At 55.6% G+C, this 21,003-nt stretch carries 23 protein-coding genes and 1 other annotated feature; all 23 genes read right to left on the reverse strand.

The genetic code is table 11. From position 1 onward, the window contains the following. Positions 1-28: 28 nt before the first annotated feature. Positions 29-901 carry a prephenate dehydratase gene (gene pheA / locus RB620_RS04090; protein WP_308092254.1) on the reverse strand — a complete coding sequence of 291 codons (873 nt, stop codon included), beginning with the start codon at positions 899-901 and terminating at the stop codon, positions 29-31. Further along, complete coding sequence (gene thrB, locus RB620_RS04095; protein WP_308092255.1) at positions 898-1,926, reverse strand: homoserine kinase; 1,029 nt, start codon at positions 1,924-1,926, stop codon at positions 898-900. Before thrB ends, pheA begins: the two co-directional genes overlap by 4 nt. 22 nt (positions 1,927-1,948) lie before the next feature. Then, positions 1,949-3,235 carry a homoserine dehydrogenase gene (locus tag RB620_RS04100; RefSeq protein WP_308092256.1) on the reverse strand — a complete coding sequence of 429 codons (1,287 nt, stop codon included), beginning with the start codon at positions 3,233-3,235 and terminating at the stop codon, positions 1,949-1,951. Positions 3,236-3,266: 31 nt separating this feature from the next. Then, on the reverse strand, positions 3,267-3,704 hold the full coding sequence (locus RB620_RS04105) for an ACT domain-containing protein (RefSeq protein ID WP_308092257.1): 438 nt from the start codon (positions 3,702-3,704) through the stop codon (positions 3,267-3,269). A gap of 172 nt (positions 3,705-3,876) precedes the next feature. After that, on the reverse strand, positions 3,877-5,202 hold the full coding sequence (gene obgE / locus RB620_RS04110) for a GTPase ObgE (protein ID WP_308092258.1): 1,326 nt from the start codon (positions 5,200-5,202) through the stop codon (positions 3,877-3,879). 13 nt (positions 5,203-5,215) lie between these two features. Continuing rightward, a complete protein-coding gene (locus RB620_RS04115; protein ID WP_308092259.1) occupies positions 5,216-5,962 on the reverse strand; it encodes a Spo0B domain-containing protein in 747 nt (248 codons plus the stop codon). A 206-nt stretch (positions 5,963-6,168) separates the two neighbouring features. Further along, a complete protein-coding gene (gene rpmA, locus RB620_RS04120) occupies positions 6,169-6,480 on the reverse strand; it encodes a 50S ribosomal protein L27 (protein ID WP_308092260.1) in 312 nt (103 codons plus the stop codon). Between the two features lie 47 nt (positions 6,481-6,527). After that, positions 6,528-6,860 carry a ribosomal-processing cysteine protease Prp gene (locus tag RB620_RS04125; RefSeq protein WP_308092261.1) on the reverse strand — a complete coding sequence of 111 codons (333 nt, stop codon included), beginning with the start codon at positions 6,858-6,860 and terminating at the stop codon, positions 6,528-6,530. 12 nt (positions 6,861-6,872) lie between these two features. After that, complete coding sequence (rplU, locus tag RB620_RS04130) at positions 6,873-7,184, reverse strand: 50S ribosomal protein L21 (protein WP_308092262.1); 312 nt, start codon at positions 7,182-7,184, stop codon at positions 6,873-6,875. A 15-nt stretch (positions 7,185-7,199) separates the two neighbouring features. Then, positions 7,200-7,277, reverse strand: a sequence feature (ribosomal protein L21 leader region). Positions 7,278-7,578: 301 nt separating this feature from the next. After that, positions 7,579-8,838 (reverse strand): Rne/Rng family ribonuclease, encoded by a 1,260-nt coding sequence (locus tag RB620_RS04135; RefSeq protein WP_308092263.1) that lies wholly within the window; start codon positions 8,836-8,838, stop codon positions 7,579-7,581. Between the two features lie 91 nt (positions 8,839-8,929). Further along, complete coding sequence (locus tag RB620_RS04140; RefSeq protein WP_308092264.1) at positions 8,930-9,811, reverse strand: M50 family metallopeptidase; 882 nt, start codon at positions 9,809-9,811, stop codon at positions 8,930-8,932. Further along, positions 9,804-10,745, reverse strand: a complete 942-nt coding sequence (locus tag RB620_RS04145) for a peptidoglycan DD-metalloendopeptidase family protein (RefSeq protein WP_308092265.1) — start codon at positions 10,743-10,745, stop codon at positions 9,804-9,806. Before RB620_RS04145 ends, RB620_RS04140 begins: the two co-directional genes overlap by 8 nt. Positions 10,746-10,925: 180 nt before the next feature. Continuing rightward, positions 10,926-12,074 (reverse strand): FtsW/RodA/SpoVE family cell cycle protein, encoded by a 1,149-nt coding sequence (locus RB620_RS04150; RefSeq protein WP_308092266.1) that lies wholly within the window; start codon positions 12,072-12,074, stop codon positions 10,926-10,928. 7 nt (positions 12,075-12,081) lie between these two features. Further along, a complete protein-coding gene (gene minD / locus RB620_RS04155; protein WP_308092267.1) occupies positions 12,082-12,873 on the reverse strand; it encodes a septum site-determining protein MinD in 792 nt (263 codons plus the stop codon). A gap of 3 nt (positions 12,874-12,876) precedes the next feature. Further along, positions 12,877-13,521: a septum site-determining protein MinC gene (minC, locus tag RB620_RS04160; RefSeq protein ID WP_308092386.1), complete on the reverse strand. Its 645-nt coding sequence runs from the start codon at positions 13,519-13,521 to the stop codon at positions 12,877-12,879. Between the two features lie 85 nt (positions 13,522-13,606). Next, positions 13,607-14,131, reverse strand: coding sequence for a rod shape-determining protein MreD (mreD, locus tag RB620_RS04165; RefSeq protein WP_308092268.1), 525 nt, complete (start codon positions 14,129-14,131; stop codon positions 13,607-13,609). After that, entirely contained in the window at positions 14,128-14,991 is an 864-nt protein-coding gene (mreC, locus tag RB620_RS04170; protein ID WP_308092269.1) for a rod shape-determining protein MreC, read from the reverse strand. The genes mreD and mreC overlap by 4 nt, the downstream gene beginning before the upstream one ends. Before the next feature lie 55 nt (positions 14,992-15,046). Beyond that, a complete protein-coding gene (locus RB620_RS04175) occupies positions 15,047-16,078 on the reverse strand; it encodes a rod shape-determining protein (protein ID WP_308092270.1) in 1,032 nt (343 codons plus the stop codon). A gap of 226 nt (positions 16,079-16,304) precedes the next feature. After that, positions 16,305-16,994 carry a RadC family protein gene (gene radC / locus RB620_RS04180; RefSeq protein ID WP_308092271.1) on the reverse strand — a complete coding sequence of 230 codons (690 nt, stop codon included), beginning with the start codon at positions 16,992-16,994 and terminating at the stop codon, positions 16,305-16,307. Between the two features lie 24 nt (positions 16,995-17,018). Next, on the reverse strand, positions 17,019-17,651 hold the full coding sequence (locus RB620_RS04185) for a Maf family protein (protein WP_308092272.1): 633 nt from the start codon (positions 17,649-17,651) through the stop codon (positions 17,019-17,021). A gap of 73 nt (positions 17,652-17,724) precedes the next feature. Beyond that, complete coding sequence (locus tag RB620_RS04190) at positions 17,725-17,967, reverse strand: DUF4321 domain-containing protein (protein ID WP_308092273.1); 243 nt, start codon at positions 17,965-17,967, stop codon at positions 17,725-17,727. Positions 17,968-18,028: 61 nt separating this feature from the next. Then, positions 18,029-19,390, reverse strand: coding sequence for a hypothetical protein (locus tag RB620_RS04195; RefSeq protein ID WP_308092274.1), 1,362 nt, complete (start codon positions 19,388-19,390; stop codon positions 18,029-18,031). 206 nt (positions 19,391-19,596) lie between these two features. Continuing rightward, a complete protein-coding gene (gene murC / locus RB620_RS04200; protein ID WP_308092275.1) occupies positions 19,597-20,997 on the reverse strand; it encodes a UDP-N-acetylmuramate--L-alanine ligase in 1,401 nt (466 codons plus the stop codon). Positions 20,998-21,003: the final 6 nt, after the last annotated feature.

The raw sequence follows: 21,003 nt of genomic DNA on the forward strand, positions 1-21,003 counted from the left end.
GCTTTTCGTTGTCGTTAGGTTCCCCAATTTACAGCAGCTGCTCATAGGTGAAGCTTGGATAACAGCCGAGGATGCGAATCTGGCAACCGATCGCTTCGATCTCTTGAAGCGCCGCGGGCAACAGCACCGTATCCAGCGACATCTCGATTTCGATATAAAAATAATAATTGCCGAGCTTCTTCTTCGTCGGTCTCGATTCGATGCGGGACAGATTGATGCGCCGCCAAGCGAACGCCGACAATACTTGATGCAGCGCGCCCGGGTAATCTTCGGGCAGCGTAATCAGAATGCTAGTTTTCACGCGTTCCGACTTGCGGGCCGTATACGGCTCGGAGCCGACGAGCATGAACCGCGTATAGTTATTGTCGTGATCCGTCACTTCGGGCGCCAAGATGTCGAGGCCGTTGTTCGCGGCCGCGATGCGGGTGCCGATCGCCGTAATGCCCTCGTTCGGATGGTCGCGGACGATGCGCACCGCTTCCGCGGTACTGCTCACATGCTCCGTCTCCGCTTGCGGCATGCGCTCGCGAAGGAACTGCGTACATTGCGCCATCGCCACGGGATGGCTGATAACTTTCTTGATGCGGGTCAGATCCAACTCGCCCGACTCGCCCGACAGCTCGGAGCGTCTTCCAATCAAGTTCTGAATGGAGGGATACACCCATTCCGCCTGCATCGGAAGATCGACTTCATGCACAAGCCAATCCATATGTAGGCTCACGGAGCCTTCGATCGTATTCTCGATCGGAATGATGCTGTAATCGCTGACGCCGTTTACGGTCGACAGGAACACGTCGGAGATCATCCGATGATGTTTCCATCCGACCTCTTCCCCGGCAAACAGCTGCTTCGCCGCTTCATCCGACACGGAGCCCGCAGGCAATAACGCTATCGTCTTCATGCTTTGACTTCTCCTTTGATTCGATCAAGCAACGTTGGCGCATCCGCAACCGCTTGGGCGTCCGGCAATTGCTCCACCGTCACGGCCGGTCCGCAGCCGCATGGCGCAAGCCACATCGTCTCTGCCTCGATGCCTTCCTTTCGCAGCGTTTCCTGCAAAAAACGTTCCAGCTCCGCCTTCGACGAGCTGGCCGCGTCCACGAAAGCGATCAGCGTCGGGCCGGCTCCGCTGAGCGCTGCGCCAAGCGCGCCAAACTCCGTCGCGCGCTCGAGAATCTCCGTCATGCCGGGGATAAGCGCCGCGCGGTAAGGCTGGTGCAGCCGATCCTTCATCGCATGCCGGATCAACTCGAGCTCACCGCCAGCCAGCGCGGCGACGAGGAGCGAGCTGCGGCCGACGTTATAGACGGCATCGGCCATCGAGAGCTGTGAAGGCAGCGCGTGCCTCGCCTTCTCCGTCGACAGCTGGAACGCCGGAATGGCCACCAGCGTCTCCAGCCTCGCATGCGGCTCGATTCGCGCGTAATGCGCGCTCTCGCCGTCCCAAGCCGCGACGACGATGCCACCGAACAGCGAGGCGCCGACGTTGTCGGGATGGCCTTCCAGCGCCGTTGCCAGCTGGAACAGCTTATCGTCGCCAAGCGGGCTTCCGATCAGCGCGTTTGCGGCGACGAGCGCTCCGATGATCGCCGACGCGCTGCTTCCGAGGCCGCGCGTGAGCGGAATATCGCTGTACATCGCGATGTCCAACTCCGGAACGCTGACGCCCGCCTCGTCGAACACGAGCTGGGCGACCTTATAGATTAAGTTGCTTTTGTCCCGCGGTAATCCGTCCATGCCCTCTCCATACAGCCGGAACGACGTCTCCCCCGTACGGGACTCCGACATTTCGACCCAGGCGAATAGCGACAGCGCCATCCCGAGCGAATCGAACCCCGGACCCAGATTGGCCGTGCTGGCCGGCACCTTCACGGTTACACGGCGATTGTCCGTGTTTCCTGTCTTCGTTAACATCCTGCTTTCCATGCTCCCTGCTCCGTTCATCGGCTTACCCTTCAACCCGGTAAACGCTTTTCACCTTGTACACGACGTCCAGCGATTCGAACGTCTGAAGCACCTTCTGGACGGCTGCCTTGCTGGCGTCATGCGTAATAATGATGATTTCGGCGTCGGGGTTGTTCGGATTCGGCTGCTGCAGCACGGACTCCAGGCTAACCTCGTATTCCGCGAACGACTGCGTGATTCGCGCGAGTACGCCAGCGCGATCGGCAACATGCAGCAAGAGGAAATATTTCGACGAAATCTGGTCGTCCGTCTTCAGCTTCGTTTCCTTGTAGGCCAAGCTGCTTTGTTTGCCGTTTACGCCCAGCTTCAGGTTCTTCACGACCGCGACAAGATCCGCCACGATCGAAGTCGCCGTCGGCAGCTCGCCCGCACCCGCGCCGTAGAACATCGTCTCTCCGACCGCTTCGCCGTATACGTATACCGCGTTAAACACGCCGCCCACCGAAGCGATCGGATGCGTCTTCTTCACCATTGTAGGCTGCACGCTAATGCTCACCAAATCGTCTTGGCGCTCCGCGATGCCGAGCAGCTTGAGCTCGTAGCCAAGGCGCTTCGCGTACAGGATGTCTTCCTTGCTCACGGACGAGATGCCTTTGACCGACACGTCCTCCAGCGCTACGTTGGAACGGAAGCCGAGCGTCGCCAAAATCGTCATCTTGCGTGCGGCGTCAAGCCCTTCCACGTCGGAAGTCGGATCCGCTTCGGCATAACCAAGCTCCTGCGCTTCTTTCAGCACGTCCCCGTAAGTGGCGCCTTCTTGGCTCATCTTCGTCAGGATGTAGTTCGTCGTCCCGTTAACGATGCCCATAATTTTCGTGATCCGATCGGAAGAGAAGCCTTCCACAAGCGTGCGCAGAATCGGAATGCCGCCGGCTACGCTCGCTTCGTACAAGACGTCGCAGCGGTTCTCCTGCGCCTTCGCGAGAATCTCGGGACCGTGCATCGCCATCAAGTCCTTGTTGGCGGTGACGACATGCTTGCCAAGCGACAACGCCTCGAGAATGTATTCCTTCGTATGCGGAATTCCGCCCATCACCTCGACGATGACGTCGATCTCCGGATGGCGGATAATTTCCCACGGATCCTCCGTCAGCTTATCCGGGTCGATCGATATCGAACGCGCCTTTGCTTTATTCTGCACCAGCACCTTCTCGATCATTATCGGCGATCCCACTTGGCTTTGGAGATCCTCCTGATGACCCTCGACGATGCGAACAACGCCCGTTCCAACCGTACCTAGCCCGAGCAATCCTACCTTTATCGGCTTCATATACACCCTCCGTTGCTTCATTTATCCTTGTTTATCCTTGCCCGATAACCGCTGCCTTCCGCACGCCCGTCTGGCGCCGCAGAAGCTCCAGCAGATCCGACAGCTCTCCCGCAAGCCCCGAAATATCGACCGATAGGACGACATTCGCGAAACCTTGCAGCGGGATGCTTTGATTCATCGTCAACACGTTGCCTTCTTGGCCCGCGACCAGTCCGAGCACGCTGGACAAGACGCCCGCCCGATGCTCCAGATCCATGGAGATCGTCACGATTCGCTCGCGGGCGATATCGTTCAGCGCGAACACGCCGTCCTTGTATTTGTAGAAGGCGCTGCGGCTAAGTCCGGCCCGCTCCACGGCTTCGTGAACGGTCGCGACCGCTCCGCTGCTCAGCAGCTCTTTCACCTGAATCGTCTTCTGAATCGCTTCCGGAAGGATATCCTCCCGGACGACATAATAGCGTTCCGCCACTTCCGTCCTCCTCAAAAAGACAATTGTACACCTATAGTGGACATTATATCGGAATCCGGGTAGCGGGGCAATAGGTAAAGCCAAAAAAAGACGACTGCCGTCGTCTTTTCTTAGGTTCCAAAGGAATGAATCGCACTGTGCTGCAGGTGGCGGCAATAACGGTTCTCCTTGATTAATTGTATGGGTCGTAATCGGTACCTTCGAAAAACTCGAACGCGAAGTCGCCGATGCGGACCATATCCCCGTCCTTGGCGCCTTTCTTGCGCAGCGCCTCGTCCACGCCCAGCTTGCGCATCGTGCGGGCAAACCGCATGACGGCATCGTAGGAATTCAGGTTGATCCGTTTCATCATACGCTCGATGCCTTCGCTCTCCACGACGTACACTTCGTCCTCGCGGTGAATGTCGAACGTGATCTCTTCCCGTTTCTCGTAGGTGTATACTTTGCGTTCTTCAATGTCTTTTACTTCTTCGATTTCGACTTGATCTTCGACCGTATCAAGGACGTCGGCCGCTTTGTACAGCAACTCCTGGATTCCCTGCTTGGTCAAAGAGGAAATCGGCATGACGACGTAATCCTTGTCGCCTCTGACCGCGTCCAGCTGCTCCTTGAACAGCGCCAGCTGCTCTTCGGCTTCGGGCATGTCCATCTTGTTCGCCGCGATAATTTGCGGACGGTCCGCAAGCTTCTCGTTATAGAGCGACAGCTCCGCGTTGATCTTCTGCCAATCGTCGAACGGATCGCGACCTTCCGATGCCGCCATGTCGATCACATGGATAATGACGCGCGTACGTTCGACGTGACGCAGAAACTCGTGTCCGAGTCCGACGCCTTCATGCGCGCCCTCGATCAAACCCGGCAGATCCGCCATAACGAAGCTGCGTCCGTCCCCAACGTCGACGACGCCCAGATTCGGCGTGATCGTCGTGAAGTGGTATGCGCCGATCTTCGGCTTCGCGCCCGATACGACGGACAGCAGCGTGGACTTGCCGACGCTCGGGAAACCGACGAGTCCGACATCGGCCATTACTTTCAGCTCCAGAACGATCCAACGTTCCTGTCCTTCTTCGCCGTTCTCCGAAATATAGGGAGCCGGATTCGTCGGCGTCGCGAACCGGGTATTGCCGCGGCCGCCCCTGCCGCCCTTAGCAACGACGACCTGCTGGCCGTGGCGCGTCAAATCCGCGATAATCTCGTTCGTATCGTCGTCGATGATGACCGTGCCCGGAGGAATTCGGACAATCGTATCTTCGGCGCTGGCGCCGTGCATGCACTTCACCTTGCCGCGTTCCCCGCGCTCAGCCTTAAAGTGCTTCTGATAGCGGAAGTCCATCAGCGTACGCAAACCTTCGTCCACGCGGAAGATCAAGTCTCCCCCGTGGCCGCCGTCGCCGCCGGCTGGCCCGCCATTCTCCACGTATTTCTCGCGGCGGAAGGAAACGATCCCGTCTCCTCCATCTCCGCCTTTTACGAATATTTTTGCCTTATCGACAAACATGTCTTGCCTCCGTTCAAGCGCGTATCTCGCGCATCTCGGCCTTGAGCAGAACTTGATTAAAGCTCTGTCCCTCGGATACCGGTATGAGCGGCGCGCCTTTCAACTGCTCTTTGATTTTTTGGTTCCAATGCTGTTCATTCATAAGTTCGCCTTCGTAATAGAAAGACGCGTACAACGACTTCTCGTCGGCGCTCAGCCGAAGCCGGAGAACCGCCTGCTCTCCCGTACCCGGCTTGACCGATACGCGATAGGCGTTGACCGTATGTATAATCGTCTCCGCTACGCTCTCCGCGTCGAGCGACATCTCCTTCAGGTTCACGTCTCCCTCGATCTCTACCTCGAGCAGAAGCGAGTTCGTGATCGTGCGGAACGTTTGGATGTAACTAATCAGCGAAGGAACGCCAAGCTTCGCGATTGCGCTTTCGGCATTCATTCTTTCCCTTATTTTCTCCACATAACCGACCGTCTTATCCAACTTGCCGAGGCGCATATAGCCGTAGAGCACCTGCAGATCGTTCATCCAATCGTGTCGGTGATGGTTAAGCGTCCTGACGCCAGAGGCTTGCATCGCATGAATGGTTCCTGCGACCCGCTCTTGATGCTCCTTGCGTTCGCAACGCACCCAATAAATCGCAGATGCCACGATCCAAGCGATGCATCCTGCGGCGAGCAATCGTTCGCCGGGCCAAGTTAGGAGCGCGACCACCGGCACAATCGCCGTTGCCGCGACATATTGCTTTGCCGATGTTAAGCGTACCATTCCCAGAACCTGCCTTCTTCGGAATTACTAGCTTACCCAGTATACCATGCTCGTCTAATGCGGTCATCAGCTAAAAACCGCGCGGTTTAGGTGTAAAAGGCTGTCGTCGACATTCAGCGGAGAACCGACTTCGCGAATATATCGCCAATAAAAATGAAACAAAAGCCCCGGACCAAGCTAAGCTGGCCGGGGCTTTCGGTTGCGATTTAGGCTTCTACTGCAGCTGCAACAGGAGCTTGATCAACAGGGTATACGCTCACTTTCTTGCGATCGCGACCCAGACGCTCGAACTTGACGACGCCGTCTACTTTCGCGTACAGCGTATCGTCCTTGCCGATGCCTACGTTCGTTCCCGGGTGGATCTTCGTTCCGCGCTGGCGGAACAAGATGCTTCCGCCGGATACCACTTGGCCGTCGGCGCGTTTAGCGCCAAGACGTTTGGACTGCGAGTCGCGTCCGTTCTTCGTGGAACCTACGCCCTTCTTGGATGCGAATAGCTGAAGATTCAGTTTCAACATGGTGTACCCCTCCTTCTTCTCGAAAATGGTCTCTCGCCGGCACTCGCTCAAACGAGCTGTTCCCGCAAGACGACGAATTTGCCGTATGATGTAGCGATCGTCTCCAGCATCACGATCATCGATTCGAGCAGCAGCTGCATCCGGCCATCCTTGTCTGCTTCTGGCAGAACCGGGATGTCCGACGACAACCAGCCGTTCTTCATCGAATAGGGAAGCTGGACGCCCGCTAAAGCTTCAATCGCGTTCACCGTGCCGACCGAAACGGCCGACACGCCGGCGCAGACGATGTCTTTGCCGGGCTTCGCATATTTCGCATGTCCTTCGACCGCGAACGATACGATGCGCCTGTCAGCGTTCCGAACGATCGTAACGGATATCATGAGATCATCCTCTTACGCTTGGATTTTCTCGATCGTTACTTTCGTGTAAGGCTGACGATGACCTTGCTTACGACGGTAGTTCTTTTTGGCTTTGTATTTGTAAACGATGATTTTTTGGCCTTTGCCGTGTTTCTCGACTTTGCCTGTAACGCTTGCGCCGGATACAACCGGAGCGCCTGTTACGAATCCGTCTTTGCCGGATACAGCCAGGACACGGTCGAACGTTACGTTCTCGCCTTCGTTTCCGTCCAGTTTCTCGATGTAGATCACATCGCCTTCCTGAACTTTGTATTGCTTGCCGCCAGTTTCAATGATTGCGAACATAGTTGGTGCACCTCCTTATTGTCGAAGACTCGCCTGAGTCAGGTGGCCGAGCTAGCGCAGCGCTTGTGAACCTGTTCGGAGCGGTACCTGTGAACCCCTCGGACTTATAGAAGTTGTTCAAAAAACTCGCTTTTGATCACGAAGTTTACCAAGAAGCTTATTCGACATCGAATCTTAAATTCAGCCGGAACTAAGCGAATGCTTACGAAGTATGTTTCCTCCGGAAACATTGCAGGTGCTCACGTAGCTATCACTACGCTCCGCTCCTCATTTCCTAGCTTCATTCAACCTTCTCGGTGCTGAAAACCGTTTTTTTGAACTTATACTTATAGTCTCAAAATGTACACCCAAACAGTTTATCATATCCAATCGCCCAGTTCAACCGTTAATTACGTTATGGATGATTTCCCTTCTGGACGCTGCGGACCATCCCTTTACCGTCGCAGCTTTTGCAGGTTTCGGCGAGCTGCCGGCTCGCGTTCTCGCGCGCCTTCTTGCGCGTCAACTCCATCAGGCCAAGCCTAGTCCAACCGACGATGGACGTCTTCGTTCCGTCGCGCCGCGCCTCCTCGATCATTCGGGCCAGCACCTTCGATCGGCTGTCGTCGCGTTCCATATCGATGAAGTCGACGATGACGATGCCGCCAACGTCTCGAACGCGAAGCAGGCGGCCAATTAACGCGGCGGCCTCCAAATTGGTGCGGAACACCGTATCCTCCAAATTGTCCGAGCCGGTAAACTTGCCCGTATTGACGTCGATCACTGTCAGCGCCTCCGTCTCCTCCCAGATCAGATATCCTCCGCTCTGCATGGGGATTCGCCTGGAGAAAGCGGACTCGATCTGCTCCGATACCCGAAACTCTTGGAAGATGCCCCTGCCTCCGCCTCCCCGGTATAACTTAACCCGTCCGTCAAAGGCAGGCGAGATATCGCGCAGTAGTTCCGCGGCCTCGCCGTATCTTGCCGAATGGTCGATCCAAAGTTCGTCCATGTCGGAGGAAAACGTGTCCCTAATCACCCGGTGCAAAAGCCCTTCCTCGCAATGCAGCATGGCAGGAGCCACCGCGCTTCCCGCCTTTTCCCCGATCGATCGCCAGCGCTCCCGCAGCTTGAAGACATCCGCCTGCAGCGATCCCAAGTCTTCTCCCTCAGCCGCCGTTCGCATTATAATGCCTTCTTCATCTCGCTTTAGCTGCTCGCCGGCCAGCCGCAGCCGCTCCCGCTCCGCTTCGCTCGCGACCTTCTTGGAAACGCCGACGTAATCCGCGAATGGCAGATAGACGAGCCAGCGGCCAGGCAAATTAAAGTGCGTCGTAACGCGCGCGCCTTTGCCGCCCAGCGGATCCTTAACGACCTGAACGATCAAGTCCTGTCCGGGCTGTGCGAGCTCGCGAATCGCCGGTTTGTTCTGCGGCTGCTTGTCCGCATGCGGATGAAGCATGTCGTCTATGTACAGAAATGCGTTTTTGCCGATGCCGATATCGACGAAAGCCGCGTCCATGCCCGGCAGCACGTTCACGACTCTGCCTTTGTAAATATTGCCGACCAGACTAGCCCCGCCCGACCGTTCCATAAAAAACTCCGTCAGCTGTCCGTTCTCCAGAACGGCCGTTTGCAGCGTGTCTCCTTCCACGTGCATCAGCATTTGCTTCATGACCGATTCCGCCCTTTTGTAGAGGTTGTTCAAAAAATCCAATTTTGATCACAGATTTTTTGAACACGCATTTACGCGCTTTTTCTCTATTTTAGCTCAAAAGCTCGCGGACTGCACGGTTTGGATTCTTCCCGGAGAGACAGCTTTCGACGATCTGCTGCTCGGCCAGCACGCGCAGATCCTTGCCGGACGGCTCCATGACGTAGATCAAGTGATAACGTTCGCGATTGAATCGTTTGGCAACGGACAGAATCGATTGTTTGCCGTTCACGATTATCGGCGTTGCCTTCTTCCCTCGATCGAGCGCAGCCGCTGCTGCCCGCTGGCGATGGGTAAGAAAACGGACGAACAAATACGGCACGTTCCGGTAATACGTCCAGTTGCTCAGCAGAAGAAACAAACCGACGACAAGCAGATTTAGCTGAATTCCGTCTTGGCTCAGAAGCAGCAGCGGTGCTGCCGCAACGCCGATCATGGCAGCGCTGAACGCCAGGCTGAGCCTCGCCGACCAGAGCAAGGTATGGTAGTAATCGCAGAAAACGCTGAGCAGCGCGTGCACGAGCTTTCCGCCGTCGAGCGGATGGATGGGCAGCAGATTGAACAACGCGATCATCAAATTCGCCTGCACCACGTATACGGCCCATTGATCGTTCCATAAACCAAGCGCTCCGCAGCCCCAAGCCGCAAGCCCCATCCACACGTTCTGGAGCGGCCCCGCGATCGCGACCAGCGCTTCTTCCCTGGCGTTCGCGCCCCCGGCCTCCACCTCCGCCACGCCGCCGAACGGCAGCAGCTTAATCTCCTTAATCCGCCATCCGAAGCTGCGGGCGGCGAAGACATGGCCGAGCTCATGCACGAACACGATGAGGAACAGGACGATTAATTCGGTGAAGTAACCGGTAACCGCGGACGCCAGCATGACCATCACGAAGAGAGGGTGAAACGACCATGCGATGCCGCGCCATTTAATCAATCGTGATCACGTCCAACGGATCCATATAACGATCATCCTGCTTCACGGCGAAATACAGCAAGCTTTGGCCGCCATCCGCCGCTTTCTGCAGCTTGCCGATCGGATCCCCCGCCTCCACCCAGTCATTAACCGATACGGTGGCGCCGCCCAGTTTCCCGTAGACGGTTACCCTGTTATTGGCATGCTGAATGAGCACGCTGTCCCGCTCTTTCGTCACGACGATGACTCTGCCCGTCTCGGCAGCGGCCACGGGCGCCTCCGAAGCTCCGGCAAGCTCGACTCCGTTAAGCAGCTCGGCAAAGGTGCGGATCAACGACGCTTCCTGGATCGGAACGACGACGGTTCCCTTCACGCCGCCGTCGACCCCCAGCGCATCGGAAGGATCGCCTTGGAACATCGGAATAAACGAAGGCGCTCCCGCAAAAACCTCCTTGTACCACACCGCCGCCGCGGCAAAATCGAACTCGTCCGTCAGCGCCTGCTTCACGAGTTGCTGCCCTTTCTGGGACCAATCCGCATGATACTGGAACATGCCGTACACCCCGCCGAACAGCAGCAGTGCAACTACCGCTTTCCACTGCAAGTCTTTGCGGAACCGGGTCCATCCGCTTCGCGGCGGCAGCACCGAATCCTCGTACGTGCGCGTCTGCCTGACGAAGCTGCGGGGCATATTGCCTTCCCTGCTCTCTTCGCTCCATGCCGACCACGGATTCGGATTCCGCTTCCAGGCAAGCTCCGGATCCGGCGAATAATCGCCGGGTGGTTCATTGCGTTCTTCGCGCATGACCCGATCAGACTGCGCCACCGGAAAGACAAGATGTGCATCCTCCCTCGCCTCTTTGATTCGTCCCGCTTCCTGCTTTGCGGCGAATTCCTCCAGCAACGTCTTTATTTTCTCGTGCCTTCGATGTTTCACGTCGTCTCTTAGCCCCATACGGCCATCCTCCTTGCTTGCTCGTCCTTTCTTCATAGTTATGAGAAACGCGGGACAAGTATGCGAAAGTAGCCCTCTTCGATCTCGAGACCAAAAGAAAACAGGCATGCCCCGAAGAATCAACCTTCGGTCGCATGCCTGTCCGTAACGTTCTATTTTACCTTATGATGTCGACAGCACTTATTCCGCCAACTCGTAAACTTCTTGATGGGCTTTGATGCTGAATACCAATCCGATCGACAACATGTTCAAAATGAGCGAGGTGCCACCGTAGCTGACGAACGGAAGCGTAATGCCCGTAATCGGCATCAGCCCGATCATCATGCCGATATTCTGGAACACCTGGAATACGAACATGGAGACGATCCCGATGACAATGAACGACGCTCGCCTGTCGTAACACTTGAACGCGATCATGATCATTCGGTAAATGAGGAGAAAATAGAGCAAGAGCAGAATCGCAGCACCCTGGAAGCCGAATTCCTCGCCTATGACGACAAAGACGGAATCGGAGTAGGTGTAAGGAATAAACCCGCCGTTCTTCAGCTTTCCGTTCAAAAACCCATCGCCGCTCAGTCCTCCGGAACCGACTGCAATCTGGGCGTACATCGATTGGTGCCTGCTGTCGGAAGAAGCCTCTTCGGGGTTCATAAACGTATTTATTCTTTCATACCAATGCTCTTTTTCTTGATCCGTCAAATAATCCTTAATCTCGGCGTTAAAAGCGTTGAACAAAAACATAAATAAGACAATTCCCGCTACAACCGCAGCAAGACCGATTACGACATGGGTATATTTGATGTTGCCGATCCAGAGCATGCCAAGCACGATTACGATATAGATAATCGCATTGCCAAGATCGGGCTGAATCATGACCAGCATGAACGGCAGGAACGCAAACGCTCCGACCGTCAACAGATCGCTGGAGAAGTTCAGCTTGTCTCCTTGACGGCGCCCCATCAAATAAGCAATGCCTATAATGAGGATAATCTTCATAATCTCCGCGGGCTGAAAGTTCAACAGTCCGCCCGGCAGCTTGAACCAGCCTTTCGCGCCGTTGATCTCCGCTCCGAAGAAATATACTAAAATGAGTGAAGCGACTCCTATGGCATATAACGCATGCCAAGTTTTGAGCACGATGCGGTAATCGAACAATACGGCCAGAATCGCGACAATAAATCCTAATCCGTAAAACGCCAGCTGCTTCAAGTCGGAGCCTTCGAATCTCGTATTCAATGTCGCGCTATGAATCGCGACGACGCTAATCGCCGCTAGGCATGCCAGAATGAGCAGAATGCCCCAATCGAGTTTCTTTATTTTGTTAAGCACAAGTCAATCATCCTATTCCAAGAAACTTGCGGAACCGCTTGAAGGCGCCTGCCTTCTCGTCCAGCACCATAAGCGGAACCATGTCGCCCAGAATGCGGCGGGCGATGTTACGGTACGCGATCGCCGCGCGGGATGCGGGATTCATGACGGTGGGCTCTCCGCTGTTCGCGGCGGAGATAACCTTCTCGTCATCCGGCACGATGCCAAGAAGATCGATCGCGAGCACCTGGCAAATCTCGTCGATATCCAGCATCTCCCCGCTCTTCATCATCGCCGGGCGAATGCGGTTTATAATCAGCTTGGAAGGAATTTTGTTCCCTTCAAGCAATCCGATCACGCGGTCTGCGTCGCGTACGGCCGCATTCTCGGGCGTTGTGACGACGATGGCGCGGTCCGCTCCCGCGATCGCGTTCCGGAAGCCATGCTCGATGCCCGCCGGGCAATCGATAATAACGTAATCATGTTCTTGCTTCAATTCGAGCACCATGCTGCGGATCTGCTCAGGCTTAACCGCGTCCTTATCCTTGGTCTGCGCCGCAGGCAGCATATATAGCTCGTCGAAACGCTTGTCCTTCACAAGCGCTTGGTTCAAGCGGCATCGCCCCTCCGCCACGTCAACCAAGTCATATATGATGCGATTCTCCAGCCCCATGACGACGTCCAAATTCCGAAGCCCGATATCGGTATCCACCAAACATACTTTTTTGCCCAGCAGCGCAAGCGCCGTTCCGATGTTTGCCGAAGTCGTCGTCTTGCCGACTCCGCCTTTGCCTGATGTTACAACGATCGCTTCTCCCATGCTCTACACTCCTTTAAATAGGATAGGACTATGCCTGATGCGGAATAGCTGCGAGAGCTTGTCGATCTGCATCTGTCCCTCGTTCAGATAAGCGAATTCCATCGCCGAATCCGGGGCTAGCCACTCTTCCGGCGGCCTGCTCACGGTATCCGCGATGCGCAGCTGCGTCGGCCTCATCAGCGACGTCGCGATGATCGCGTCCGTACGCCCGGCGAAACCCGCATGAGCCATTCCCCGGAGGGCGCCCATCACGTAAATGTCCCCGGTGCATAGCAGCGTGCCTCCCGGGTTAACGTCGCCAATAAGGAGCAGATCCCCGTCATGCTCAAGCGTTTGTCCCGAACGTACGATGGAAGTAATCACTTGAAGATTGCGAGCGCCTTCTCCGCCCGTCTGTTGGGCACCGGCATTCGATTCCATCGATTGGATCATGAGATTCCCTTGCGCCCCGATAATGCTCGTAAGCTGCTCCTTCTGTTCATCCGTAATGATCCTGGAACCTAATTTTACGTGTATATGAACGAGAGGGCCCGTCAGCAGCTGCTGATGCGTCTTCTCCAGCTTATGCTTCATTTCGGCAACCAGCGCATCGAACGTGCATTGATCGTCGAGAAGGAACAGAAGACCTTCCTTGACGCCTTTGATCATGATATGTTGTTTCTCGGTCACGTTTGTCCCTCCCCAACCTATTCAATTCTTGATGGCGGGCCGAAATTCCTGCCTGGCATTCACATTATTCCTCTTCGCTGTCGGCACCCGATTCCTTGCGGGATTCGAATATCCGGCGAACCAGCACGTACACAGCCAGCGCGAACGCGATCTGCAGGAACAAGCTCGGAAGGATGTGATTAAGAAGAGCCCAAGCATAGGAAGCGCTTGTGATTCGGAACACCTTGTAGATGAAGAACAAGGAGGAGTCGTAGATAATGCATGCGAACCCGATGACCGTGATAGCCATCATGACCGTTGCGCGCTTCCGCTCGAGCAGGACGCCGGTGAAATATCCGAGCAGGCCCATGGCAAAAAAATTGACGCCCAGCAGCTGTCCGAAATAGACGACATCCTGCAAGAGTCCGAATGCCGAGCCGAGCAGCAGCGCTTGATGGCGATTACCGTAAAGCGCCGAGAATAACACGATAACGAATATGAAGTGCGGAATGATCCGTGCGCCAAAGCCTTCCGGGATAATCCAGGGCATAAGCGCTCCTTCGATTACGAATACGAGCAGCATGAGCGCGAGAATCCGGTTCATGCTCATTGCCCGGACTCCTCAAGACCCGGAACCTGCACGACGAACACTTCCGTCAGGTGGTCGAAGCTCGCGGAGAGCTTAACGGTCGCGGTATACGTCAATCCGAAATCGCCGACTTGTTTCGTCTCCACGGTGCCAACGCGCAGCCCGCGCGGGTAGACGTTGCCTAGCCCGGACGTAATGACGGTATCGCCGATCTCCATCTTGTCGTTCTCCGCGATCCGGGTCATGACGATCCGGTTCGTCTCCTTGTTGAAACTGCTCAGTATGCCGAACGATTCGTTTTCCCTGCCCTCGATCGTAGCGGCGATCGAGTTGAACGTCGGAGACGACTCGTTCAGCTCCGTGATTGGCGTAACCGCGGCCGTGAACGGCGTCACGGAGCTGACCAGTCCGACAAGGCCGTCGACGGTCGTGACGGCCATGTTTTCTTTGATGCCGTGTTTGGAGCCGAGATTGATGTTCATCGTCCGGTTGTTCGCGTCATTGCTGACGGAGATGACCTGCGCGATGAGGAACTTGTAGTTGTTCATCCGCTTCTGCTGCTCGGTGAACTTGAGCTCTTCCTTCAGCCGTTCGTTTTCCTTCTGCATGAAGTTGTAATTGACCTTGTCGCGCGCATAGGCAGCAGCCGTCATACGAAGCTGCTCGTTCTCCTCGTAAACGGTCTTAAAGTCGCGAATATCCTCAAAGAAGCCCGCTATGTAGCCAGCGGGCTTGTAGAACCACTGCTGCACGTAACCGGAGGTGTCCTTCAGGAATTTCTCCGGCCACGTCAGCTCTTTGCGATCGCTAAGCGAGAAGCCGATGATCGCAATAAATAAAATAAATCCGATCATAAGCATGAAGACCCGCTTATTCCTCATTAAATTAAACAGCCCGATCACCTGCCTGTCTTAAATCCGTACCAGCTCAACTATTCTAGCGCTTCGAACGATTCGAAGTGCCTCTGCTCTTGAACAGATGAATATTGTCCAAGGAACGGCCCGTTCCGATCGCGACGCAATCAAGCGGATTATCCGCCACGATGACCGGCATGCCCGTCTCGCGTTGCAGCAGCTTGTCCAGGTTGCGAAGCAACGCGCCGCCGCCGGTCAATACGATGCCGCGGTCCATAATATCCGCGGACAGCTCCGGCGGACATTTCTCCAGGGTGATCTTTACGGCGTCCACGATCGAGTTGATCGTATCCATCAGCGCGTCTGTAATTTCGTCCGAAGTAATGGCAAGCGTCTTAGGAAGACCCGATACAAGGTCGCGCCCGCGGATTTCCAGCGTCTCGGGCTTGTCCAGCTGCAACGCCGATCCGATCTCCATCTTGAGCTGCTCCGACGTTCTTTCGCCGATCATCAGGTTGTACAGCCGCTTGATATATTGGATGATCGCCTCATCCATTTCGTCGCCAGCCACGCGGATCGACCGGCTCGTCACGATGCCGCCAAGCGAAATAACGGCAACTTCCGTCGTACCTCCGCCGATGTCCACGACCATGCTGCCCGTAGGCTCCCATACCGGCAAGTCCGCGCCGATCGCCGCCGCGAACGGTTCCTCGATCGTGTACGCCTCCCTCGCGCCGGCTTGTTTCGCCGCGTCCTCGACGGCACGCTGCTCGACGGCCGTAATGCCGGACGGCACGCATACCATCACGTTTGGATGGCGCGGGAACAGCGAACGCTGCTTCTGCGCGGAACGAATGAAATACTTGATCATCGTTGCCGTCGTTTCGAAGTCCGCGATAACGCCGTCCTTCATCGGACGTACGGCGCGGATGTTGCCCGGCGTTCTGCCGATCATCTTTTTGGCTTGCTCGCCTACGGCTTCGATTGTTTTTGTATCGGTACGAATTGCCACCACGGAAGGCTCCCTTACGACAATTCCTTTTCCTTTCACGTATACCAGCGTATTCGCCGTTCCCAAATCAATTCCCAAATCCTTGTTCAATCTACCGAACATGTTCTTGCTCCCTTCTAATTGCGACAATCTCGTATAGATGTATTTCAAAAAGCCCACTTTTGATCACGATGAATTCCAAGATGCATATTCGACATCGAATCTTGAACTCAGCCGGAACTTCCGGTGCTCACGTAGCTTCCACTACGCTCCGCTCCTCATTTCCTAGCTTCATCCAACCTTCTCGGTGCTGAAAACCGGACTTTTTGAATACGTATTAAATATTATATTACAGATGACCTAGTTCCTTCAAACTTGCGAAGCGGCCGTCTCCGATTACGATATGATCCAGTATTTCGATGCCGACCAATTGCCCGGCTTCCGCCAGCCTTTTCGTTAAAGCGATATCTTCGGGGCTCGGCGTCGGGTCGCCGCTTGGATGGTTATGCACGCAAATGACGGAAGCGCTGCTGCGCTTGATCGCGGCCCTGAACACTTCCCGCGGGTGGACAAGCGAGGCGTTAAGCGTTCCGATGGATAATGTTTCCCGGGCAATAATGCCGTTCTTCGTGTTCAGGAATAGACAGACAAAATGTTCATTCTTCAAATAACGAAGCTCTTCCATCACGTAATCCGCCGCATCCTTGGGTTTGCGAATCGTGTACGCGTCGTCCATGCGGCTTCGGATCATCCGCCGGCCGAGCTCGAAGCCAGCACGAAGCTGCAGCGCCTTCACGGGACCGATTCCGTTGATGGCCGTCATCTCTTCCAGGCTCATATCCATCAGACCTCGCAAGCTTCCGCATTGCTTCAGGATCGAACCGGCCAAATGGACGGCGGATTGTTTCCGCGTTCCCGTTCTCAACAATATCGCAAGCAGCTCAGCATGGCTGAGCGCCTCTGCCCCATATCGCATCATGCGCTCTCTCGGACGTTCTTCATGGGGGACATCACGCAATACATTTCCATGTATTTCCATGTTTCGTCCCATCCTTTTCATCGGTTAATAGGTGCGAATTCCGAATTTTTCCAGCATATCGGATAGGAGGGAAATCGGTAAACCGACCACGTTAAAATAGCAGCCCTCGATCCCTTCCACAAGCGTCGCTCCAAAGCCCTGAATGCCGTATGCGCCCGCCTTGTCCCGCGGCTCGCCCGTTGCGACGTAACGGCGGATCCGATCCTCGTCGAGCGGCTTCATCGTTACTTTGGTCCTGCGGCTCGCCACGATCCGGTTCGTCGTGCCCGCTTGGATCAAGGCGATTCCGCTATAGACGTCATGCTGCCTGCCTTGCAAGCCGGTCAGCATGGCAACCGCTTCCTCGTCGTTCGCGGGTTTGCCTAACACATCGCCGTCAAGCACGACGATCGTATCCGCCGATAGAATGAGCGTTCCGTCGCCGTGATCCCCGCCCTGCTTCAGCATCGCTTCGGCCGCCCTCCCCTTGCGGAGACTCAGCTGCTCGACGACCTCGGCCGGCGTCCATCCCTGTTCAAACGATTCATCGGTATCCGTAGACAAAATAGAAACCGGCAAGGAAAGGTCCAAAGATGCGACCAGTTCCTTCCGGCGCGGAGACGACGAAGCCAATACGATTCGGCTTATCGGTGCTTGGTTTTGTTGTTCTTCGTTCATATCTTCATGCTCCTCGCGCGGACGGAGTCGGTCTCGCGCCTTCGGTGTTCTGTCCATCAGGGGCTTGCAAAACTTACATCTTGCGGTACAGCCAAATCGCGACGACGGCTCCGACGATACTGAGCAAGCTGATCTGCAGATCGATCGACAGATTGAAGCTAAGCACGTACAGATCGACGGCCGGCGACCAGGTCGTTTCGATCGGCTTCGTCAGGAAGGAAACGCCTGGAACGGATTCCAGCCACCTTGCGACTAGCGCTCCCGCTACCAATCCGAGCAGAATAAACAAGAAAAGAATCCACCCGTTTTTCTTCATCGTTCAATCCCTTTCGCCACGAAATGACACCTGACTCCATTATACGCAGGATGCTACCCGTTTACAATGCGCTCAGAGACTCAAACCATTCTTTTTGCGCCAGGACGGCTTCCATGAGGGCAGTCTCCGCCGACCATAAGTGGGCTTTGGAAGGTTTCTTGTCGTATTCGACCATCGCGACGGCAGCCGTATCGATCGCTTGCTGGAGCTTTGCGTAGTGCGTTTCGCCCTCTTGCCCGGCCATCCCCTTCTTCATGGAAGCCGCGTGGCCGGTCCACTGCTCGTGGCGCGATTTCCACGATTCAGCGGCCGACTCGCCAAGCGGAGACAGAGATGGCTGCTCCAGCTGCGCGATAATCAGATCGGACCATGCGCCGATCAATTCGCTAGTCGAAACGAAGAACGCTCTCGCTTCTTCCTCCGTGCCTTTGAAAGGAATACGTTCCGGCGTTTGCACCGTTACTCCCTTCTTGTAAAGGACAACATCCGGCAACGCGGAGCCGATGATGCCTGCTTTCGCTCCGTCGAGCGCTATGCCCGCATAAACCCGATAACCTTCGCCTGTTTTCATCGATGCCGCGGCCAGTCCGCCATCCTTCAGTTGTTTAATCGCCGCGTCCCGCCCTTCCGTGTTGCTGAACACGCCGTACTGCAGCATGGTATATCCCTGCGACATCCCTTGAACGCTCACGGCGGATGACGGCATTCCCTCGTTCCCCGTATTCGCGCCGCTGCTTTCACCGTCTTTGCCTTCACTCGGCACACCGGTCATATCATCAAGACCGATCACCTCTTGGGTATCGGTTTGAGTTTGAGCGGCGGGAGGCGTCTGAGCATCGCTTTTGCCGTCCCCGCCCGGCCAGATCGAAGCTCCAGTGAATAAGGTAAGAATCAAATAACCGAATAGCGCCCCTGTCGCAAGCGCGCCGGTCACGGATAAGATAACATGCAGCCACGAGGGACCCTTCCCCCCCGTTCGGCGGGAAATGCCAGGAACAATAATCGAACCGCCGTAATGTGCGGACCCGTTATACTCATGAGCGGAGTCGCCCGCATCGGCGGTCAAGCCGACTTGACCACTGTCCACGATCCATGGCGGTTGCCGATCCGATGGATTAGCCGGTCCGTTGCCCGGAGCCATATCCCTCCGATCGTCATCCGCCTCCCGAATAAGCTGCTCCAACGCGCCGATATCTTCTTGGAAAGCGTTATTCCACGGTTGTACCTCGTCTATAACGTTCGGAACGGCCTGCTGATATAAGGGTACTACGTTGCTTTTGTTTTTTGGTGCTTGTCCGGCAGCAAGCTGGGGCTCCGTATCTATCGGTTGACGAGGCTGATCCCAACGTTGTTCGGGCTTGTCCTTCTCGAGCTGCTGTCCTTTATCGTCGAAGCGATAGGTGATTCGATTGTTCGGTTTCATGTCAATCTCTCCTCTACCTGGTCTGCTATTAGTCTATGAAAGCGGAGAGAGAGTTATGACGCAAGGTGAAACGGCAGTCGCCGTCCTTTTGCGGCGCGGCGCGTTTCATTCCGAGAGGAAAATTAATATTATTTTCTACTCGTACCAAAAAAGAGCCGCACCGCAATCGTACTAGACGATTCTGCGGTACAGCTCCTACGATTCGGTTAAGGCTGATGGGTAAGCGATTTGGCTAGCTCATCGGCTACTTTCCAAATATCGCCGGCACCCATCGTAATGACAAGATCCCCCGGCGCTACCCGCTGCTTGAGCGCGACAAGCACTTCTTCCTTCGTCGGGATATATTCGGCGCTGGCGTTGCTGTTGCTGCGAATGAGCTCGACAAGCTTGCTTGAGTTGACTCCCTCGATCTGCTTCTCCCCTGCAGGCGAATAGATATCGGTAATGATCACCTGATCCGCTTCGGGGAAAGCTTTGCTGAATTGCTCGAACAGGAAGAAGGTTCTCGTATAACGCTGCGGCTGGAACACCGCAATAATCCGTTTCCCCGTTGCTTTGGCCGCGCTGATCGTCGCTTGGATTTCCGTCGGGTGATGGGCGTAGTCGTCGATGACGAGAATATCGTTTACTTCACCAAGCACTTGGAACCTGCGCTTCGCACCTCTGAACGACTTAATCGCTTCCTTGATTTCGTCGAACGATAGTCTCGCTTCCAGACAGGTAATGACGGTCGCCATCGCGTTATATACATTGTGAATGCCGGGAACGGACAACTCGATATTGCCGAGCTGCACGCCCTTGCGGTTCATGTCGAAGGATACTTTGCGGTCGCCGAGCGCGATGTTCTCCGCAACGTATTCCGCTTCCTCTTCGATGCCGTACGTGACCACGGCCGATCGATGCAGGCCGTTCTCCTGGCCGCATACCTTAGGAAGCAGCTCCCGAACGATCGGATCGTCGGCGCATACGATCGCCTTTCCGCCTTCTCTAACCTGGCTTAGGAACTGCACATAAGCCGACTTGAGCTTTTCGAAGTCACCGTCGTAATTTTCCAAATGGTCGGGCTCGATATTCGTTACGATCGCCATGGATGGATAGTAATGCAGGAAGGAACCGTCGCTCTCGTCCGCTTCCGCCACGACGTATTCGCCTTTTCCCGCCTTTGCGTTAGTACCTACGTTAACGATCTCGCCTCCGATAATATAGGTAGGGTCGATCTGGCAGGTTTCCATTACTAGCGCAATCATCGATGAAGTCGTCGTTTTGCCATGCGCTCCCGCAACGGCCACGCCTTTGCCCGCGTTCATTAGCCGAGCCAGCATTTGCGACCGGTGCAAGACGGGAATGTTCAGCGCTTCCGCGGCTTTGCGCTCCACGTTGTCGCTTGTAAGCGCCGTAGAGTAGACGACGAGGTCCGCTCCTTTCACATGCTCCGGCTGATGCCCGATGAAGATGTCCGCCCCCTTGGCGGCCAGCTTCTCCGTTAATTCCTGGCGCGCGACATCGGAGCCGGTTACCTTATATCCCATCTCGAGCATTACCCGGGCGATGGCACTCATCCCGTAACCGCCGATTCCGATGAAATGAACGTGTTCTGCCGTGTTCAAAGACGG

It is taken from the genome of Paenibacillus sp. LHD-117, assembly GCF_030929555.1.
In the GTDB taxonomy this organism is placed as follows: Bacteria; Bacillota; Bacilli; order Paenibacillales; family Paenibacillaceae; genus Pristimantibacillus.

What these genes read in the sequence shown, in the direction of transcription:
- RB620_RS04190 (WP_308092273.1), bottom strand. Translation starts at nt 17,967, where the DNA reads ATGAAGAAAAACGGGTGGATTCTTTTCTTGTTTATTCTGCTCGGATTG.
- rplU (WP_308092262.1), bottom strand. Translation starts at nt 7,184, where the DNA reads ATGTTCGCAATCATTGAAACTGGCGGCAAGCAATACAAAGTTCAGGAA.
- thrB (WP_308092255.1), bottom strand. Translation starts at nt 1,926, where the DNA reads ATGGAAAGCAGGATGTTAACGAAGACAGGAAACACGGACAATCGCCGT.
- RB620_RS04195 (WP_308092274.1), bottom strand. Translation starts at nt 19,390, where the DNA reads ATGAAACCGAACAATCGAATCACCTATCGCTTCGACGATAAAGGACAG.
- rpmA (WP_308092260.1), bottom strand. Translation starts at nt 6,480, where the DNA reads ATGTTGAAACTGAATCTTCAGCTATTCGCATCCAAGAAGGGCGTAGGT.
- radC (WP_308092271.1), bottom strand. Translation starts at nt 16,994, where the DNA reads ATGGAAATACATGGAAATGTATTGCGTGATGTCCCCCATGAAGAACGT.
- RB620_RS04100 (WP_308092256.1), bottom strand. Translation starts at nt 3,235, where the DNA reads ATGAAGCCGATAAAGGTAGGATTGCTCGGGCTAGGTACGGTTGGAACG.
- mreC (WP_308092269.1), bottom strand. Translation starts at nt 14,991, where the DNA reads ATGAGGAATAAGCGGGTCTTCATGCTTATGATCGGATTTATTTTATTT.
- mreD (WP_308092268.1), bottom strand. Translation starts at nt 14,131, where the DNA reads ATGAGCATGAACCGGATTCTCGCGCTCATGCTGCTCGTATTCGTAATC.
- RB620_RS04115 (WP_308092259.1), bottom strand. Translation starts at nt 5,962, where the DNA reads ATGGTACGCTTAACATCGGCAAAGCAATATGTCGCGGCAACGGCGATT.
- pheA (WP_308092254.1), bottom strand. Translation starts at nt 901, where the DNA reads ATGAAGACGATAGCGTTATTGCCTGCGGGCTCCGTGTCGGATGAAGCG.
- RB620_RS04135 (WP_308092263.1), bottom strand. Translation starts at nt 8,838, where the DNA reads ATGAAGCAAATGCTGATGCACGTGGAAGGAGACACGCTGCAAACGGCC.
- obgE (WP_308092258.1), bottom strand. Translation starts at nt 5,202, where the DNA reads ATGTTTGTCGATAAGGCAAAAATATTCGTAAAAGGCGGAGATGGAGGA.
- minC (WP_308092386.1), bottom strand. Translation starts at nt 13,521, where the DNA reads ATGATCAAAGGCGTCAAGGAAGGTCTTCTGTTCCTTCTCGACGATCAA.
- minD (WP_308092267.1), bottom strand. Translation starts at nt 12,873, where the DNA reads ATGGGAGAAGCGATCGTTGTAACATCAGGCAAAGGCGGAGTCGGCAAG.
- RB620_RS04125 (WP_308092261.1), bottom strand. Translation starts at nt 6,860, where the DNA reads ATGATATCCGTTACGATCGTTCGGAACGCTGACAGGCGCATCGTATCG.
- RB620_RS04145 (WP_308092265.1), bottom strand. Translation starts at nt 10,745, where the DNA reads ATGGGGCTAAGAGACGACGTGAAACATCGAAGGCACGAGAAAATAAAG.
- RB620_RS04185 (WP_308092272.1), bottom strand. Translation starts at nt 17,651, where the DNA reads ATGAACGAAGAACAACAAAACCAAGCACCGATAAGCCGAATCGTATTG.
- RB620_RS04175 (WP_308092270.1), bottom strand. Translation starts at nt 16,078, where the DNA reads ATGTTCGGTAGATTGAACAAGGATTTGGGAATTGATTTGGGAACGGCG.